This is a genomic window from Flavobacterium haoranii, from assembly GCF_009363055.1.
GTDB classification, from domain to species: domain Bacteria; phylum Bacteroidota; class Bacteroidia; order Flavobacteriales; family Flavobacteriaceae; genus Flavobacterium; species Flavobacterium haoranii.
On sequence record NZ_CP045292.1, the window covers coordinates 2,029,131 to 2,046,636 of the forward strand.

Sequence of the window (17,506 nt, forward strand, 5' to 3'; positions counted from 1 at the left end):
TTTCTGAAATGGTTTTATGAAAAAGAATTTCGCAAACAATTTAACATTTTTAGCTCTTTTTGTATTTTTAATTAGCGCAATTAATTTAGTTTCTGCTCAAAATAGCGAAGAAAACAAAACAAAATCTAATTTTTGGAATAAAGTTCAATTTGGTGGCGGACTTGGACTTGGGTTCGGAAGTGGTTATACTAACTTTTCTATTTCGCCAAGTGCTATTTACAATATTAATAACTATTTTGCCACAGGAGTGGGCCTACAATATGCTTATGTAAGAGAGAAAAACGTTTACACCGCTAATTTATATGGCGGAAGTATAATCGGGCTTTTTAATCCACTTGAAGAAATACAACTTTCAGTAGAAGTTGAACAACTTAAAGTAAACAATAGTTTTAATACTGATTACGGAAAAGTTCATGATGACTTTTGGAATACTGCTCTTTTTCTAGGAGCTGGTTATAGAACAAGCAATGTAACTATTGGAGCAAAATACAATGTTCTTTACAAAGACAATCAAGGTGTTTATGCGGATGCTTTAATGCCTTTTATTAGAATTTATTTCTAAACCAAACTTTTTGCCATTCCCGTTTTAAAACCAAAAAAGTAACTTGCTCTGAAAGTTGCACCAAATCGGAACCATCTAATTCCTTCACCTCATTTTCAGGCACATCTATTATATAGAGTAAATTTAAATACTCTGTAAATTTGTGCTGTATTAAAAAATAGATTTTTTCTTGCACACGGTTTTTAAAATCGAAAGGAAAAACACTTGTAGGAACATCTAAACTTTCATTTGCCAAAGAAAAATCTTTATTAGTTTGTTCTATTAATTTGAAATACAAATTCTCTTCCTCTGCTTGAGAAATTAAAACATCAATATTTGCAGGAGGATTATACATTTCGATTCATTAAATTTTCTCCAAAAGTTTTTAAGACACCTTTTTTACTACTCTCTATTTGCAGTTTTTCAAGAGTTTCAAATGCTTTTTCAGTATACAATTTTATTGCATTTTGAGTTTCTTGAGCCGATTTTGTTTCAATAAAAATTTTCTTAACCGATTCTATTTTGTCTGCATTATCAACAGGTTGAATTGAAAACAAATGCAACAATTGTTCTTTTTGCTCACTATTTCCAAAATCTATTGCTTTTAAATATAAATAGGTTTTTTTGTTTTCGATAATATCGCCTCCAACTTGTTTTCCAAAAGTTTTAGGATCGCCAAAAGCATCTAAGTAATCATCTTGTAACTGAAACGCAATTCCTAAATTTAATCCAAAATCGTAAATTAGATTTGCATTTTCTTCTGAAGTTTTTGCAACAATAGCTCCCATTTTCATAGCTGCACCTACTAAAACTGCTGTTTTATATTCAATCATTTTTAAATACTCGTTTATCGTTACGTTATCACGAGATTCAAAATCGACATCATATTGTTGTCCTTCACAAACTTCTAATGCTGTTTTACTAAAAATTTTTGCAAGCTTTTGAAAAATTTGAGGTTCATAATTTTCAAAGTATTGATAAGCTAAAATTAACATGGCATCACCTGAAAGAATTCCTGTATTCAAATCCCATTTTTCATGAACAGTTTCCTTGCCTCGTCTCAAAGGCGCATCATCCATAATATCATCGTGAATCAAAGAAAAGTTATGAAATACCTCAACTGCAGTAGCCGCATTTAATGCTTCTTTATAATCGGTATCAAAAATTTCTGAAGCCATTAAAGTTAAAACCGGACGTATTCTTTTTCCGCCTAAACTCAATATATAATCTATTGGTTCATATAACCCTTTTGGCTCCTTATTGTTTTTTATTTGACTGAAATGATTAGCAACTATCTCTTGGTACTCTTGTAAAGAATGCATTCTGTTAATTTTTAGAAGCACAAAGTACGCTAAAAAAACGCTGAAATGATAGTTTTTTACATTCAAAATACATGCAATGTTAAAAAAATGTAAAAACTTAGGAAACTTTTTTAGCATTAAAAGTTTCCTAAGTATATTTGCATTCGAATTAAGATTAAAAAAAGTGCCTTTATAAAATAATGAAAGAGAAAATCATTGAAAAAGCTTGTGAGCTCTTTTTAAAATTTGGTTTCAAAAGCGTAACCATGGACGATATTGCAGGAGAAATGTGTATTTCTAAAAAAACCATTTACAAATACTTTTGCAACAAAGAAATTCTTGTAAAAGAAACCACTATAGTTGTACGAGACCAAATAAACGAAATTATTCAAAAAATTATCTCTGAAAATCACAATGCAATTAAAGAGAACTTTGAAATAAGAAAAATCTTCAAAGAGATGTTCAAATCTTCTGATGACTCATCGGTATTTCAACTTAAAAAACATTACCCAGAAATTTATCAGAACATTTTCAAAAGTGAAATACAAAAACACAAAAAAATTTTCAGTGATAATATTAATAAAGGAATAAAAGAAGGCTTATATCGTAAAGACTTAAATATCAATAATTACGTTGACTTCTATTACTATTTAATATTTAATATTCATGAAGATACAACATCTGAGATTGATTGTCAAAAAATCGAATTAGAAGCTTTGGAATATCATACTCGAGCTATGGCTACTTCAAAAGGCATTAAAGAATTAGAATCACATTTATACTCTATTTATCAATAATTTATGAAACGAATACTATTCGTAGTGGCAATACTAACAGGTCTAACCGTAAGTGCCCAAGAAAATGAGCAACTAAGCCTTAAAGAGGCAATCAATTTTGCTCTAAAAAATAAAGCAGAAGCTATAAAAGCTAATCTGGAAGTCAAAAATAGTGAACTAAAAATCAGCGAAGTTAGAGCAAGTGCTTTGCCGCAAATTAATGCTAATGGCGACTTAACTTACAACCCAATTTTACAACAAAGTGCGATAGATTTCGGTGGTGTAACACAAATTATAACCATGGGACAACCTTGGCAATCAACGGCTTCGGTTTCGTTAAACCAACAATTGTTTAATTTAGCTGTATTTACTGGATTAAAAGCCGCAAAAACCACGCGTGAATTTTATCAAATTAATGCAGATTTAACTAACGAACAAGTAATTGAAAAAGTAGCCAATAGCTATTATGAAGTTTACAAAACAAAATCTCAATTAAAAACTACCGAACTTAATTTAGCCAATACTAGCAGAGTGCGCGATGTAATTGCAGATTTACACAGAAATGGTTTGGCTAAAAAAATAGATTTAGACCGTACCAATGTTACGCTAAATAATGTTAAGAGTACGCATTTACAACTTATCAACTCTTTACAATTACAAGAAAATGCATTAAAATACCTAATTGGTATGGACATCAATACTACTATCAACTTACCAGAAAGCACCTTTGAAATTACAGCCAATGCTTTTTCAACAGATGGTGATTTTACTGATAATCGCACCGAAATTAAGCTTTTAGAAAAACAAACTGAATTACTAGAACTAAACAAAAAAGCTACTCGAGCTGAAGGCTTACCAAGTTTAAGCCTAAAAGCTAGTTACGGATATTTAGGTATTGGTGAAGAATTCCCTTGGTTTCAATCTTATCCTGGGGCTTATTGGTCGGATTATTCTGCAATCGGATTAAACCTAAACATACCTATTTTTAACGGCGGTGTTGTAAGATCAAAAACTAAACAAGCGCAAATTCAGATTGATATGTTAGAGGCTGACAAAAAAGATACTCAATTAGCATTAGATTTAGATTTTAAAAACGCTGTGGCACAAATTAATAATTCACTTATAGCAGTAAATACTCAAAAAGAGAATGTGACATTAGCTAAAGAGGTTTTAAGCAATATTGAAAACAATTACAAAAATGGATTGTCATCATTAACCGATTTATTAGATGCCGAAACTTCTTACACAGATGCTCAAAATAATCTTACAAATGCTTTATTAAGCTACAAATTAGCAGAAATTCAATTAATAAAATCAAAAGGAGAACTTAAAAGTTTAAACTAACTAAAATGAAAAAGAAATTAATATACGTAATAGTAGCTGCCGCATTAGTAGGTTTGGCAGGATATAAAATTGCTAGCAACAAAGAAAAACAACAACAGGAAGTAGCCGAAGTAGCAAAACAAGTTGATAAAATTAATGTAAACGTAATTACGGTTTCCAAAGAAGAAATAAATACAAATTATGTTTCAAACGGTACTTTTTTACCAAAACAAGAAATTAATCAATCTGCCGATATTTCTGGTCGCGTTGTAAATGTTCTGGTTAAAGAAGGTTCTAATGTAAATGCCGGACAAACATTAGCTACCATCAAAAGAGATGCAATTGAAGTCGATTTAACTCAGGCGCAAAACAATTTACAAAACGCAATTGACGACAACTTACGTTATGAAAACGCATACAAAACTGGCGGTGTAACAAAACAACAATTAGACAATTCAAGATTACAATTAAAAAATGCTCAAGCAGCACTTAAAGCTCAAAAAGTAAGAGTGAGCGATACACAAATTAAAGCTGGCATAAGCGGAACGATAAACAAAAAGATGGTAGAACCTGGAATGGTTGTATCACCTGGCACTGCTTTATTTGAAATTGTAAATATCAACTCCCTGAAACTTTCAGTTTTAATTGATGAAAGTCAAGTTGGTAAAATTGCTTTAGGTCAAGCTGTAACGATTAATGTAAACGTTTTACCTGATGAAACTTTCAGTGGTAAAATTACCTTTATTGCTCCAAAAAGTGACAGTTCTTTAAATTTTCCTGTAGAAATAGAAGTTCAAAATAAAGGAAATCTTAGAGCCGGTATGTATACAACAGCAACATTCAAAACCAATAATGGTACTGAAACACAAAAAATGTTAACTGTTCCTGCAGAAGCGTTTGTAAACGGCGTTAGCTCAGGACAGTTATTCATTGTAAACAATGGAACTGCAAAATTAATTAAAATTCAAACAGGAAAAGTGTACGGAAATAAAGTACAAATTTTAAGTGGATTAAATGAAGGTGAACAAGTAATTACATCTGGACAAATCAACTTAGATAATGGTTCAAAAATAAATATCATAAAGTAAAACCAACATGAAGTTAGCAGAAATATCAATTAAAAGACCTTCGTTGGTCATCGTATTATTTACGATACTTACGTTAGGCGGATTATTAAGTTACTCTATGATGGGGTACGAATTAATACCTAAGTTTGAGACAAACATGGTGACTATTTCTACAGTTTACCCTGGAGCTTCTCCGAGTGAGGTAGAAACTTCGGTAACAAGAAAGATTGAAGATGCAGTTGGTTCTTTAGAAAATGTAAAAAAAGTAGAATCATCATCATACGAAAGTTTATCGGTAATTATGGTTCAATTAAACACAGGAGCCGATGTAAACTATGCTTTGAATGATGCTCAAAGAAAGGTAAATGCTATTTTAGCAGACCTTCCAGAAGATGCTGATCCGCCGTCACTCCAAAAATTTTCTTTGGATGATTTACCGATTATGACCTTAAGTATTTCAAGTGATAAATTAAATAATAAAGAACTTTATGACCTGTTAGATAAAAAATAGAACCTATTTTTTCGAGAGTAAATGGTGTTGCTCAGGTTGATTTGGTTGGAGGACAGGAAAGAGAAATTCAAGTTAATTTGGATGAAAAGAAAATGCAAGGTTATGGAATAACCATTTCAGAAGTTCAGCAAACAATCCTTACATCTAACTTAGATTTCCCTACAGGTGCTTTGAAAACTAGAACATCTAGATCTACCATTAGACTTTCTGGAAAGTATAAAAATATAGCAGAGATGAATAATCTTGTAGTCTCAAGTAAAAATGGTCTACAGGTTCGTTTATCAGATATTGCAACGGTTTTTGATACTCAAAAAGATGTTGAAAAAGTTGCTAGATACAATCAATTACCAACCATTCTACTTCAAGTAAAAAAACAATCTGATGCAAATGCTGTAACTGTATCAGAATCGATTAAAAAAACCATTACAGATGTTCAAAATAATTATAAAACTCAAGAAATTAAAGTTAATATTGTAGATGACACTACTGACTTTACTTTAGAAGCAGCAGATCACGTAATCTTTGATTTGTTTTTGGCTATTATTTTGGTTGCTGTGGTAATGTTATTATTCCTTCACAACATCAGAAACGCATTTATCGTTATGGTTTCCATCCCAATGTCATTGATTGCAACTGTAATCGGAATGTACTTAATGGGATATACCTTAAATTTGATGAGTTTATTGGGACTTTCACTAGTTGTAGGTATTCTTGTGGATGATGCCATTGTGGTTTTGGAAAACGTGTACCGTCACATGGAGATGGGGAAAAGCAGAATTCGAGCAGCATATGATGGAGCTTCTGAGATTGGATTTACTGTAACAGCTATTACCTTAGTAATTGTGGTAGTTTTCTTGCCAATTGCAATGAGTTCTGGTTTAGTTTCAGACATTTTAGCACAATTCTGTGTAACCGTGGTTATTGCAACAATGTTCTCTTTATTAGCTTCATTTACAATTATCCCTTGGTTATCTTCAAGATACGGTAAATTAGTTCATCTTTCTGGAAAAAATCCTTTTGAGAATTTTATTCTTTGGTTCGAAAAACAATTAGAAAAATTTACACATTGGATTACTGAAATATTAGAATGGTGCCTAAAATCTACATTTAGAAGAATAATGACGGTAATTGTGACCTTTATTATTTTGATTTCTTCATTCATGTTAGTGGCATTTGGATTTATTGGAGGTGAATTCTTCCCGAAAATGGATAGAGGTCAATTCCTAGTTCAAATGGAATTACCAAAAGATGCTTCAGTAGAAAAAACTAACCAAATAACTTTAGAAGTTGAAAAATTCCTTAGAAATGATAAGGATGTAGTAAATATGATTACTACAGTTGGTCAACAATCTTCAGGTTTTGGAGGGGCACAAGCAACTTTATACCAGTCGGAAATCCAAGTTATTTTAACAGATAAATCTGAGCGTGATGAAAGTACAGATATTAAATCTGCTAAAATTAAAAGAGCGTTAGAAGAAAAATTTACTGGAGTCGAATTTAAAACCGCACCAATTGGTTTGATGGGAGCAGATAACGCACCTATTGAATTGGTCGTAACAGCTCAAGATAACGAAACTGCCAACAAAGAAGCTAACAGAATTCTCGAATTGTTGAAAAAAGTTCCTGGTTCTGTAGATGCTGAATTATCAACTGACTCTGGAAATCCAGAAGTTCAGGTAAATATAGATAGGGATAAAATGGCCACTTTAGGTTTAAATCTTTCAAGTGTAGGACAAACCATGCAAACAGCATTCAGTGGAAATACTGACGGTAAATTTAGAGCTGGAGAATATGAATATGACATAAACATCCGTTTTGGAGATGCAAATAGGCAATCCATTGAAGATGTAAGAGATTTAAAATTCACAAATTCGCAAGGAGAACAAATTAGACTAAGCCAATTTGCAGAAGTAAGAATGGGTTCAGGTCCGAGTTTGCTAGAACGTAGAGACAAATCACCTTCAGTAAAAGTAAAATCAAAAGTAGTGGGTCGTCCTGTTGGAGATGTTGCAAATGAATGGGCAGCTCAATTTATGGAAAATGAAAAAACAAAACCTGCTGGAGTAAGCTACATTTGGAGTGGTGACATGGAAAATCAAACAGAAGGTTTTGGTACTTTAGGAATTGCTTTATTAGCTGCAATTATATTGGTATATTTAGTAATGGTATCACTTTACGACTCATTTGTTTATCCATTTGTAGTTTTGTTCTCAATTCCTTTGGCTTTAATAGGTGTAATGGTTATTCTAGCAATTACTGGGAATTCATTAAACATCTTTACTATGCTTGGTATGATTATGTTGATTGGTTTAGTAGCAAAAAATGCCATTATGCTTGTGGACTTTACTAATATGCGAAAAGCAGTTGGAGAAACAACACATAATGCCCTAATTCAGGCTAATCATGCACGTTTACGTCCGATTTTAATGACCACTATTGCGATGATTTTTGGTATGATTCCAATTGCAATTGCTAAAGGAGCTGGTGCTGAAATGAATAACGGTTTAGCATGGGTAATTATTGGCGGATTAACTTCTTCGTTATTCTTAACTTTAATTATTGTACCTGTAGTGTACTCGCTGTTTGATTCTATTTTAAGAAGAATGGGTAAACATGAAAAAATTGACTACGATGCTGCTATAAAAGCCGAATATGATCACAAAGAATTAAGTGAAGATGGTTTCACACCTAAACATGAAATTTAATATATATAGACAATAAACTAAAAAATCCCGCAAATTGCGGGATTTTTTAGTTTTGGGTTAGTTATGATATTTTTAAAAAAATTAGTTTTTAGCTAAAGTTTCTCTTGACCATTTTTTTACATCCGCAATGCGACTATTAGAATAATCAACTTCACTTAATGAATTTTCATTCCAAAAGAACCATTTTCCAGTTTTCATACCATTGCTGTATTCACCCATAGTTAATTTAGTTCCATCTTCGTTAAAAGACGACCATTTTCCATGAAGTTTTCCATCTAAGTAAAAACCTTGTTCTTTAATTTGTCCGTTATCGTGATAATATGTTGCTTTTACCATTTGGTCAACCACTTCGAATTTTGGTTCAACTTGAGCAAACATTACTCCAGAAACCAATAAAACCGCTACAATCATTACTTTTTTCATATCCTTTTCAATTATTAGGTTAACATTTATATAACAAATATAAAAATATTTTTACACTAAACAAACTATTTCTTAACAATTTGGTAACATTGAGAAGGTTTAACATAAAAAAAGACCATTGGTTACCCAATGGTCTTTGTAAATAAACCTAATATATTACTTTAGTAATGTATCTATTGTCTGGTAGATATCCTCTGCAGAAGGTCTTGGAGCATCAGCATTTACAATTTCTCCTTTTGGTCCAATGATAATAAATCTCGGAATTCCATTTATTTGATAACCTTTTACAAAATCTGAATTCCAATCTTTATCTGCAAAAAGTTGAACTCCTCCTAATTCTTTATCTTTTACAAATTTTTTCCATTTATCATGATCTTTAGCTTGATCGATAGAAATACTAACAAAAACAATCTCTTTTTTACCATGATAATGTTCTTCTAATTTCTTTAAAGCTGGAATCTCTGCACGACAAGGTCCGCACCAAGTTGCCCAAACATCTACATAAACATATTTGCCTTTAAAATCATCTAAGCTCGTATTTCCCCCTTTGTAATTTTCATAATTAAATGTTGGCGATTTTTGCCCATTAAGTTTTCGCACTTTTAAACTTTCGTTATAATAAGCTTGTAAACCCGCCATACTTTGTTCAAAATCTTTTTTATAGGCGTTTACAAAGTTTGTTTCTAAATCTTTGCCTTCAAATTTATTTAGTGTAAATTCTTTTCTTTTTTGTAATAATTGTGGAAATTCTGTTTCCGATGCTTGTAACATACCTGCATAATCAAACTTTTCATCATCTAGAGCCATTTCAGCTAAAAAATTGTTTTCATTTGCACCATCCCCTTCAAAGATTATGCTTTCATCAAATTTCTCAGCATTTAGAGACATCCTTAAATCATATCCGTTTTTTAAATATAGTTTTGCATATTCTGCTCCATCAAACAATTGATAAAATCCTTCTTCCACAGAGAATTCATCACTAAAATTTCCTTCCTTATCTGCTACAACAATTTTATTAAAAGATCTTGATCTAATAACTAAAGTATCACTATGCCTGTTTTCAATCGTTGCTCTAAACCTAACCTTATCATTATCAATTTTTGTAAATGATAATGTAATAAGAGCAACAAAAAGTAATGCTATTTTCTTCATAAATTTATACGTTTCGGTAAATATACTTTTTTAAACTAAAACTAAAGCAAAATAATTATGGATTATCCTGATGTGAAACGTTAAAATTTGATTTTTGTTGTTATTTTTGCAAAAAATTATTCTAATGTATAGAAGTCATTCTTGTGGCGAATTAAATGCTACACATATAAATAATGAAGTAACACTTGCTGGTTGGGTTCAAAAAACTCGTGATAAAGGTTTTATGATTTGGGTTGATTTGCGTGATCGTTACGGAATAACTCAATTAATTTTTGACGAACAAAGAACAGCAAAAGAAGTTTTTGAAAAAGCAAAAACACTTGGTAGAGAGTTTGTAATTCAAGTTAAAGGAACAGTTATTGAGCGTGAATCTAAAAATAAAAATATTGCAACTGGTGATATTGAAATATTAGTTTCTGAATTGACTATCTTAAACGAAGCAATGTTACCACCTTTTACAATTGAAGATGAAACAGATGGTGGTGAAGATTTAAGAATGAAATATCGTTATTTAGATATTCGTAGAAATCCTGTAAAAAATAACTTATTATTCCGTCATAAAGTTTCTATGGAAGTAAGAAAATATCTTACAGACCAAGGGTTTTGTGATGTGGAAACACCCTATTTAATTAAATCTACTCCAGAAGGTGCTCGTGACTTCGTTGTGCCTAGTAGAATGAACGAAGGGCAGTTTTATGCATTACCACAATCGCCGCAAACTTTCAAACAATTATTGATGGTAGGCGGTATGGATAAATACTACCAAATTGTTAAGTGTTTCCGTGATGAAGATTTACGTGCCGACCGCCAACCTGAGTTTACTCAAATTGACTGTGAAATGGCATTTGTGGAACAAGAAGACATTTTAAACATGTTTGAAGGTTTAACACGTCATTTACTAAAAGAAATAAAAGGCATAGAAGTAGAAAAATTCCCTAGAATTACTTACGACTACGCTATGAAAACTTACGGAAATGACAAACCAGACATTCGTTTTGGAATGAAGTTTGGTGAGTTAAATGAAGTTGCACAACATAAAGATTTTGGAGTTTTCAATAACTCAGAATTAGTTGTTGGTATTGCTGTTCCAGGATGCGCTTCTTTTACTAGAAAAGAAATCGATGCGTTAATTGATTGGGTAAAACGTCCACAAGTTGGTGCTAGTGGAATGGTTTACTGTAAATATGAATTAGACGGAAGTTTAAAATCTTCTGTAGATAAATTCTACGACCAAGAAGATTTAAAAAAATGGGCTGAAGTTACAGGTGCACAACCTGGAGATCTAATCTTAGTACTATCTGGAAATGCAGATAAAACGAGAACACAATTATCTGCTTTACGAATGGAATTAGGAAATCGTTTAGGTTTACGTAAACCAGATGAATTTGCTCCATTATGGGTTGTAGATTTCCCACTTTTGGAATGGGATGAAGAAAGCGGACGTTATCATGCGATGCACCATCCATTTACATCGCCAAAACCAGAAGATATTCATTTAATTGATTCAAACCCTGGAGCAATTAGAGCAAATGCTTATGATATGGTGTTAAATGGAAATGAAATTGGCGGTGGTTCTATTCGTATTCACGATAAAGGATTACAAGCTAAAATGTTTGATTTATTAGGTTTTACACCAGAAGAAGCAGAAAATCAATTTGGTTTCTTAATGAATGCATTCCAATTTGGCGCACCACCACACGGAGGTTTGGCTTTTGGTTTAGATCGTTTGGTTTCTATTTTAGGTGGACAAGAAACCATTCGTGATTTTATTGCGTTCCCTAAAAATAATAGCGGTAGAGATGTGATGATTGATGCGCCTTCTGTAATTGACAACCACCAATTAGATGAATTACATATTCAATTAAAATAAGCAAAAAGGACTCAAATTGAGTCCTTTTTTTAACTTTAAAAACATGAAATACTTTATATTAAGTTTATTGATTTTGTTTTTCGCCTTTGTAGGATATGGTTCTTATTTGAATTCAGAAATTGCAAAATCTGGAGATAAATGGATTGGGATTGGAGTGTTATTAATTGCATTCGGAATTATGCCACTTTTTATAATTCATAGATATAAAAAAAGTAAATTAAAGGAATACTTGAATTCTCAACTCGATAAAAACAGCGAAAAAACTGAAAATCAGTAAATTTCTTAAAAAAAAACTTTGTCACGTCATTAATAAAACTATCTTTGAACATTATTAATTTTATTTTTTATTTATGCGAACAGGCAAAGTAAAATTCTTCAATGAAGAAAAAGGTTACGGTTTCATTACTGATGATGCAACTGGAAAAGACATTTTCGTACACGCTACAGGTTTAAGAGTAGAGAAATTAGAGCAAGGTGATGCTGTAAGTTACGAAGAAGAAGACGGAAAAAAAGGTAAAGTAGCTGCTCAAGTAGTAGTTATCGAAGACTAATATAGATTACGCTTATTATTTTTTGATTACCTAGGTAAAAACAAAAATCCCGAGCAGTGCTCGGGATTTTTGTTATTAATAACCGCTAAAAGTTCTAATAGCAATTACACTATTTGATATGTCTTTATTTTCTGAAAGCTGTGTCCCATTTGAATTAAATGTTTGAGACCATGCCTTTTGACTATCATATTGGGTTGATGACCAAATTTTTTTATCTTGAAGGTCCGGCAAGTAACCTTGTAAATAACAATCATATAAAGCATTTAACTCATCCTTAGAAGGTAAATACCAATCATTATAACCACCTTGAGTTAAGTTCAAACACATATTAACTGCAAAATTTCCATTACATGCGGCATTAATATGAGTATTGTTAATTTTATCTGAATTAAATTCTCCCTGAAAGACATCATTAAATGTATTTAGAACATTTACACCTAAACAACCCCAATTAACTAAATCATTACCATCCATTACTGCAACTACTAAACCAGTATGAAGACCAGTAGTTAAAAAAACTGTTCCGCCTCCAATTTGATCTCCAATATATATTATAGGAGGAATATATACTTCTAAAACATTACCATAAGATGTTCCTTGTGAATTTGTCGCAAAAGCCCTAACACTTATATAACTTCCAGTAAACATAAAAGCACTAATTAATGAATAAAAACTTCCAATTGAAGTATTTGTATTATTAATTGAAATTCCATTATTTAAGTTAAGATTAATATTTTGAGAAGCTTGGCCTTCATTATAAACAAACCCACTTGTAATTATTGGAATTCCATTATCTGTAATAATTTCACCTCCAACTTCACATTGAAGATTATAAATATAATCCAAAGAAATAGTATTAACAACAGGTAAAATTAGTTGATTTGTAGTAAATGAAATTTGATTTCCATAAGATGTTCCTTCACTATTTGTTGCATAAGCTTTTATATAATAAGTAGTATTTGGTTCCAAGTTAGTAATTGAAGATGTAAATTCACTTACAGATAAAACATCTGTTGTTTTAAAATCATTAATTGTAGGATTTTCATTTGTACTCCAAACTACTCCACAAGAAATAATAGAAGTCCCTCCATTTGAAATTATACTTCCGCCACTCTCAACACTATTATATGTTAGATTATCAATTTCTAATGTAACCACAGAAGGCAAACTAAGGTTATCATTTGAACTATCTTTACTACATGAAATAATAAAAACTGAAAATATTATAACTAAACAATTGTAAACTTTAAATTTCATATTTTACTTATTAGAATTCTGTGCTTGTAAGTTTCTTTCTATTGTATGTCATGAGCAAATCCATTTTGGTTTTTCACCTAAAAACTGGTATTGCTAATATCAAATTTCAACCGTTCAAGCTGCATCCATCAAAAAATCAAACATATTGAAAATTATTTACAACTCAAAACTTATTTCACATTCAACAAAAAACACAAAAAAAAGAGATTACAAAACTGCAATCTCTTTCCAAATTTAAACTTTTAAAACTTACTAAAAAAAGTATTTTAACCCAAATAGTGCATTTCCTTTAGGCATCGGTATCATTCCTGATTCTACATATTCTTCATTAAAAATATTATTAGCAAACATAGAAAATTCGATTGCTTTAATTCTGTAACTAATATTGGTATCGTAAACATTGTAGCTAATTCCCGAAGTACGTTCTACATATCTATATGCAAATGTTGTATTAAACCCTTTAAAGAAATTAAATTGTAAACTACTTGTAAACTGATGTTTCATTGAGTTAATTGAATATTGTGAAAAATTTGCATCACTCTCTTTAACATCATTATCTAAATACGCGTAACCTAACTGAATTTTTTGCTGTAAATTATTTAATGAAAATAAATAATCCATTTGCGTTTCGTATCCTTTAGTGTTTACACTTTGAATATTTTGTGCTTGCCAAGCATCTGTAGTGTTTTCACGAACATAATCAATTAGATTGTCTGCATCTCGATTAAAAACTGCAACCGACATGTTGAACTTTTTACTTAAATATTTTAATCCAAGCTCTTGCGAAAAAGCTTCTTCAGTATTCAAATCTGTATTACTAATTGTCGTTGGCGAAGTATAGTATAAATTTGTATAAGTTGGTACTCTATAAGATGTTCCAATGTTTCCGTAAGCTCTAAATTTATCAGAAATTTTAACCCCTAAATCTAAACCTGGAAAAACTTGGTTGTCAAAATCTGAAAAATATGATACTGAAATTCCTGGCGTAACATCTAAAATATTGTTGAAAAACTGAAAACGATGTTCTAAAAACAAACTTGCAATTTCTCTTTGATTATCACCTAATCGGTTACTACCAATGTAATATTTAGAAAACTCTACACCAAAACCAGTAATTCCTATTTTTGATTGATACGATCCATTTAATTCGGCAGCAACTTTATTTGTGATGTGCATATTTCTGTAAGCCGATGGATTACTTCTAATGTATAAATATAAATCCTGGTTTCTTCTCCAATATACTTTTGGTTTCCAAGTAAAATTGCCTTTTTTAATCGTTGTTGAAAAACCAATTAAACTTGCCTGAGTTTCTTCATATTGTTCTGTTGCCGAAGCAATTCCGTAAAACCCATTGGCTCCAAATTTTCTTTCACTAAGTGTAGCAATGAAATCAATTGGCAGCTTATCTTTATTAAACTGACTTTTCACAAATACATTCGTATTATCAAAATCAGTATTATGACGATACCCTTCAGAGAAATTTTTACTCACATGAACTAAATGGCTCGATTTCTCCATGTTGATTGTACCTGTTACTTCACCTAAAAACTGATTAAAAGAACCTCCTTGCACCTTAGCAACTAATGAATTATCTGGTGCATCTTTAGTAACAATATTAATGGCTCCACTATATGCATTTTGACCAAAAATACGAGCGGCCGGACCTTTTATTACTTCAATTCTTTTGATAACTTCAATAGGCAACTGTAAATTCATCGTATGATGTCCCGTTTGTGCATCATCTACTTTAATACCATCTATTAATAACAAGGTTTGATCAAAACTTCCACCTCTTATGTATAAATCCGATTGCATTCCGTTAACACCTTGACGACGCACATCAATTCCTGCAATTTGTTGTAAAGCATCGGCAACATTTGTCACACCTAACTTTTTAATATCTTCAGCAGATATAATTTGAATGGTTCTTGAATTTTCTTTAAATGGTAAATCAATTCTAGAAGATGTGACTACAACTTCTTTTAAAGTATCCGTTTTCTGAATATCTTCCTGAGCATTTCCTTTTAAAACCGCAAAAACTAACGGTAATAAAACACCAATTTTTTTCATTTGTAAAAATTTATTTCTTTAAAACGGTGCAAAAGTCGTAACTTTCCGGACTACTAAAATAGTCCAGTTTGAAAAATACAGATAGTCCGGTTGTTGCTATTTTAAAAAAAATCATTCAGTTTGAAAAGACAGCTGAGAATCCTGTATTTATTCAGATTTCCCAACAGATTATAAATGCAATTCAACGCGGAATTTTATTAAAAGGAACTGCATTACCTGGAACACGAATTTTAAGTCAGGCTTTACATATTCATCGCAATACTGTAGTCGCAGTTTATGAAGAATTAGCCTCGCAAGGTTGGGTTGAAATTATTCCAAATAAAGGCACTTATGTTTTAATTCCAGAACTTAAAACTGCATCAATTAAAGCAATTCATGAAAGTAAAAATACAGCTAATGAATATGCAAAAACAACTGGTTTTACCTTTCAAACTTCGTTTCACTTAGCCTCTACAGATGAACACAATAATGCAAGTTTAAGTATTAATGATGGTCAACCCGATTTAAGATTGCATCCTATATATCAGTTTTCAAAATGGTACAGTGCTTCCATGAAAAGGAAAAATTTAATTACTAAATGGAACAAAACAAATTCCTATTCCAACTTTGAAGTACAATTAGCCAATTATCTTAACGCTACTCGCGGGTTTAAAATAAATCCGAACAATATTATGAACACGCGTAGTACCGAAATGAGTTTGTATATTATCTCGCAATTATTACTAAAAAATGACGATATGGTTTTGGTTGGCGATTTGAGTAATTATGCCGCCAATATGATTTTTCAGCAAGTTGGAGCAAAAATTAAAACTGTAAAAACGGATGAATTTGGTTTAAACATTGAACAAATTGAGAAACAATGTAAAAAACAAAAAATACGAAGTATTTATGTTTGTTCTAATAGACATTATCCTACAACAAATTCCTTAAGTCCTGAAAGAAGATTACAATTGTTAGAATTGGCTAACCAATACAAATTTGCTATTATTGAAGACGATTTTGATTATGACTTTCAATTTGAAGGAACGGCTAAACTTCCTTTAGCATGTTCTGATATAAACGGCCAAGTTATTTATTTAGGAAAATTAGGACAATCACTTTTTCCAAGTTTTCAAACAGGTTTCGTAATAGCGCCAGAAAATTTGATTTTAGAAGCTAAAAACTACTTACAAATTCTAGACAAACAAGGTGATTTAATTCAAGAACAAATGCTTTCGGAATTAATTTATGAAGGCGAAATCCACCGACTAATTAAAAAGAATATCCTTATTTATGAAAAACGTTTGGAATTTTTATGCCAACTTTTAGACCAACATTTTAAAGATACTATCACTTATAAAAAGCCGAATGGTGGACTTGCGATTTGGTTAGAATTTACTCAAAAAATCTCGTTGGTTAAACTTGCTGAAGAAGCTTTAAAACTCGATTTACATTTACCAAAGAAAATTTTGTATCAAGATAAAAATGTTTGCGCCATTCGATTTGGTTTTGGACAATTAAACGAAGAAGAGTTAGAAATTGCGATTCAAAAATTGAAAGAAGCTTACGCTGAAGTTTTGAAATAAAAAAGTCCCGCAATTGCGGGACTTTTTAAGTATTATTTTACTGTCTTAGTCTGCTAAAACAATAATCTTGTTTTCATTCATTTCTATTGTACCAGAAGTAATAGGTAACCAATAATTTTGCTCGTTTACTTTATTAAATTTAGAAGCAAATTCCTTCTCAATTTTAATGTTTTGAGCATTGATTTTCACATTCCCTTTTGTTAACAACGACACAATAGGCGCGTGGTTATTTAACATTTGGAATTCACCATTAACTCCAGGAACCGCTACAGAAGTAACTTCTCCTTTAAATAATGTTGCTTCGGGTGAAACTATTTCTAAAATCATTTTTATTTAGTTTATGGTTTAACGTTTATGGTTTATGGTTAACAATAAACTACAAACAACAAACTAT

General features: G+C 31.2%; 15 protein-coding genes and 1 pseudogene. 9 read left to right on the forward strand and 7 right to left on the reverse strand.

Translation table 11 applies throughout. The annotated features are described in order from the left end of the window. The first annotated feature begins 16 nt into the window (after nucleotides 1-16). Entirely contained in the window at nucleotides 17-562 is a 546-nt protein-coding gene (locus GCU34_RS09690) for a hypothetical protein (RefSeq protein WP_072782843.1), read from the forward strand. On the opposite strand, the gene GCU34_RS09695 is transcribed toward GCU34_RS09690, so the two are convergent. Both GCU34_RS09695 and GCU34_RS09700 read right to left on the reverse strand, forming a co-directional pair. Beyond that, complete coding sequence (locus GCU34_RS09695) at nucleotides 546-896, reverse strand: hypothetical protein (RefSeq protein WP_072782840.1); 351 nt, start codon at nucleotides 894-896, stop codon at nucleotides 546-548. The two genes, GCU34_RS09690 and GCU34_RS09695, sit on opposite strands and share 17 nt — an antisense overlap. Further along, nucleotides 889-1,863, reverse strand: a complete 975-nt coding sequence (locus GCU34_RS09700) for a polyprenyl synthetase family protein (RefSeq protein WP_072782837.1) — start codon at nucleotides 1,861-1,863, stop codon at nucleotides 889-891. Before GCU34_RS09700 ends, GCU34_RS09695 begins: the two co-directional genes overlap by 8 nt. 179 nt (nucleotides 1,864-2,042) lie before the next feature. On the opposite strand from GCU34_RS09700, the gene GCU34_RS09705 reads away from it, so the two are divergent. From GCU34_RS09705 to GCU34_RS09720, 4 genes and pseudogenes are all read left to right on the forward strand, one after another. Beyond that, nucleotides 2,043-2,639 carry a TetR/AcrR family transcriptional regulator gene (locus tag GCU34_RS09705; RefSeq protein WP_072782834.1) on the forward strand — a complete coding sequence of 199 codons (597 nt, stop codon included), beginning with the start codon at nucleotides 2,043-2,045 and terminating at the stop codon, nucleotides 2,637-2,639. Between the two features lie 3 nt (nucleotides 2,640-2,642). Continuing rightward, nucleotides 2,643-3,962, forward strand: a complete 1,320-nt coding sequence (locus GCU34_RS09710) for a TolC family protein (RefSeq protein WP_072782832.1) — start codon at nucleotides 2,643-2,645, stop codon at nucleotides 3,960-3,962. Between the two features lie 5 nt (nucleotides 3,963-3,967). Next, the gene (locus tag GCU34_RS09715; protein ID WP_072782829.1) at nucleotides 3,968-5,029 is read left to right on the forward strand and encodes an efflux RND transporter periplasmic adaptor subunit; all 1,062 of its coding nucleotides are present in this window, start codon (nucleotides 3,968-3,970) and stop codon (nucleotides 5,027-5,029) included. A gap of 7 nt (nucleotides 5,030-5,036) precedes the next feature. Further along, nucleotides 5,037-8,224, forward strand: a pseudogene (locus tag GCU34_RS09720) (efflux RND transporter permease subunit). 81 nt (nucleotides 8,225-8,305) lie between these two features. Here GCU34_RS09720 and GCU34_RS09725 read toward each other — a convergent pair. Together GCU34_RS09725 and GCU34_RS09730 are read right to left on the reverse strand one after the other, a co-directional pair. After that, a complete protein-coding gene (locus GCU34_RS09725; RefSeq protein ID WP_072782824.1) occupies nucleotides 8,306-8,647 on the reverse strand; it encodes a toxin-antitoxin system YwqK family antitoxin in 342 nt (113 codons plus the stop codon). A 156-nt stretch (nucleotides 8,648-8,803) separates the two neighbouring features. Further along, on the reverse strand, nucleotides 8,804-9,799 hold the full coding sequence (locus tag GCU34_RS09730) for a TlpA family protein disulfide reductase (protein WP_072782821.1): 996 nt from the start codon (nucleotides 9,797-9,799) through the stop codon (nucleotides 8,804-8,806). 124 nt (nucleotides 9,800-9,923) lie between these two features. On the opposite strand from GCU34_RS09730, the gene aspS reads away from it, so the two are divergent. From aspS to GCU34_RS09745, 3 genes are all read left to right on the forward strand, one after another. Further along, nucleotides 9,924-11,669: an aspartate--tRNA ligase gene (gene aspS / locus GCU34_RS09735; RefSeq protein WP_072782797.1), complete on the forward strand. Its 1,746-nt coding sequence runs from the start codon at nucleotides 9,924-9,926 to the stop codon at nucleotides 11,667-11,669. Between the two features lie 43 nt (nucleotides 11,670-11,712). Next, the gene (locus tag GCU34_RS09740; RefSeq protein ID WP_072782794.1) at nucleotides 11,713-11,946 is read left to right on the forward strand and encodes a hypothetical protein; all 234 of its coding nucleotides are present in this window, start codon (nucleotides 11,713-11,715) and stop codon (nucleotides 11,944-11,946) included. A 73-nt stretch (nucleotides 11,947-12,019) separates the two neighbouring features. Next, complete coding sequence (locus GCU34_RS09745) at nucleotides 12,020-12,220, forward strand: cold-shock protein (RefSeq protein WP_072782792.1); 201 nt, start codon at nucleotides 12,020-12,022, stop codon at nucleotides 12,218-12,220. 75 nt (nucleotides 12,221-12,295) lie between these two features. Here GCU34_RS09745 and GCU34_RS09750 read toward each other — a convergent pair whose 3' ends face one another. Together GCU34_RS09750 and GCU34_RS09755 are read right to left on the reverse strand one after the other, a co-directional pair. Further along, entirely contained in the window at nucleotides 12,296-13,477 is a 1,182-nt protein-coding gene (locus tag GCU34_RS09750) for an Lcl domain-containing protein (protein WP_072782790.1), read from the reverse strand. A gap of 252 nt (nucleotides 13,478-13,729) precedes the next feature. Then, nucleotides 13,730-15,547, reverse strand: coding sequence for a TonB-dependent receptor plug domain-containing protein (locus tag GCU34_RS09755; protein WP_072782775.1), 1,818 nt, complete (start codon nucleotides 15,545-15,547; stop codon nucleotides 13,730-13,732). A 68-nt stretch (nucleotides 15,548-15,615) separates the two neighbouring features. Between GCU34_RS09755 and GCU34_RS09760 the strand changes: the two genes are divergently transcribed. After that, a complete protein-coding gene (locus tag GCU34_RS09760) occupies nucleotides 15,616-17,112 on the forward strand; it encodes an aminotransferase-like domain-containing protein (RefSeq protein WP_072782773.1) in 1,497 nt (498 codons plus the stop codon). A gap of 45 nt (nucleotides 17,113-17,157) precedes the next feature. Here GCU34_RS09760 and GCU34_RS09765 read toward each other — a convergent pair whose 3' ends face one another. Continuing rightward, entirely contained in the window at nucleotides 17,158-17,439 is a 282-nt protein-coding gene (locus tag GCU34_RS09765) for a F0F1 ATP synthase subunit epsilon (protein ID WP_072782770.1), read from the reverse strand. Between the last annotated feature and the right edge of the window lie 67 nt (nucleotides 17,440-17,506).

Excerpts from the sequence above, each read along its gene's own strand:
- GCU34_RS09690 (WP_072782843.1), top strand. The coding sequence starts at position 17 with ATGAAAAAGAATTTCGCAAACAATTTAACATTTTTAGCTCTTTTTGTA.
- GCU34_RS09695 (WP_072782840.1), bottom strand. The coding sequence starts at position 896 with ATGTATAATCCTCCTGCAAATATTGATGTTTTAATTTCTCAAGCAGAG.
- GCU34_RS09700 (WP_072782837.1), bottom strand. The coding sequence starts at position 1,863 with ATGCATTCTTTACAAGAGTACCAAGAGATAGTTGCTAATCATTTCAGT.
- GCU34_RS09705 (WP_072782834.1), top strand. The coding sequence starts at position 2,043 with ATGAAAGAGAAAATCATTGAAAAAGCTTGTGAGCTCTTTTTAAAATTT.
- GCU34_RS09710 (WP_072782832.1), top strand. The coding sequence starts at position 2,643 with ATGAAACGAATACTATTCGTAGTGGCAATACTAACAGGTCTAACCGTA.
- GCU34_RS09715 (WP_072782829.1), top strand. The coding sequence starts at position 3,968 with ATGAAAAAGAAATTAATATACGTAATAGTAGCTGCCGCATTAGTAGGT.
- GCU34_RS09725 (WP_072782824.1), bottom strand. The coding sequence starts at position 8,647 with ATGAAAAAAGTAATGATTGTAGCGGTTTTATTGGTTTCTGGAGTAATG.
- GCU34_RS09730 (WP_072782821.1), bottom strand. The coding sequence starts at position 9,799 with ATGAAGAAAATAGCATTACTTTTTGTTGCTCTTATTACATTATCATTT.
- aspS (WP_072782797.1), top strand. The coding sequence starts at position 9,924 with ATGTATAGAAGTCATTCTTGTGGCGAATTAAATGCTACACATATAAAT.
- GCU34_RS09740 (WP_072782794.1), top strand. The coding sequence starts at position 11,713 with ATGAAATACTTTATATTAAGTTTATTGATTTTGTTTTTCGCCTTTGTA.
- GCU34_RS09745 (WP_072782792.1), top strand. The coding sequence starts at position 12,020 with ATGCGAACAGGCAAAGTAAAATTCTTCAATGAAGAAAAAGGTTACGGT.
- GCU34_RS09750 (WP_072782790.1), bottom strand. The coding sequence starts at position 13,477 with ATGAAATTTAAAGTTTACAATTGTTTAGTTATAATATTTTCAGTTTTT.
- GCU34_RS09755 (WP_072782775.1), bottom strand. The coding sequence starts at position 15,547 with ATGAAAAAAATTGGTGTTTTATTACCGTTAGTTTTTGCGGTTTTAAAA.
- GCU34_RS09765 (WP_072782770.1), bottom strand. The coding sequence starts at position 17,439 with ATGATTTTAGAAATAGTTTCACCCGAAGCAACATTATTTAAAGGAGAA.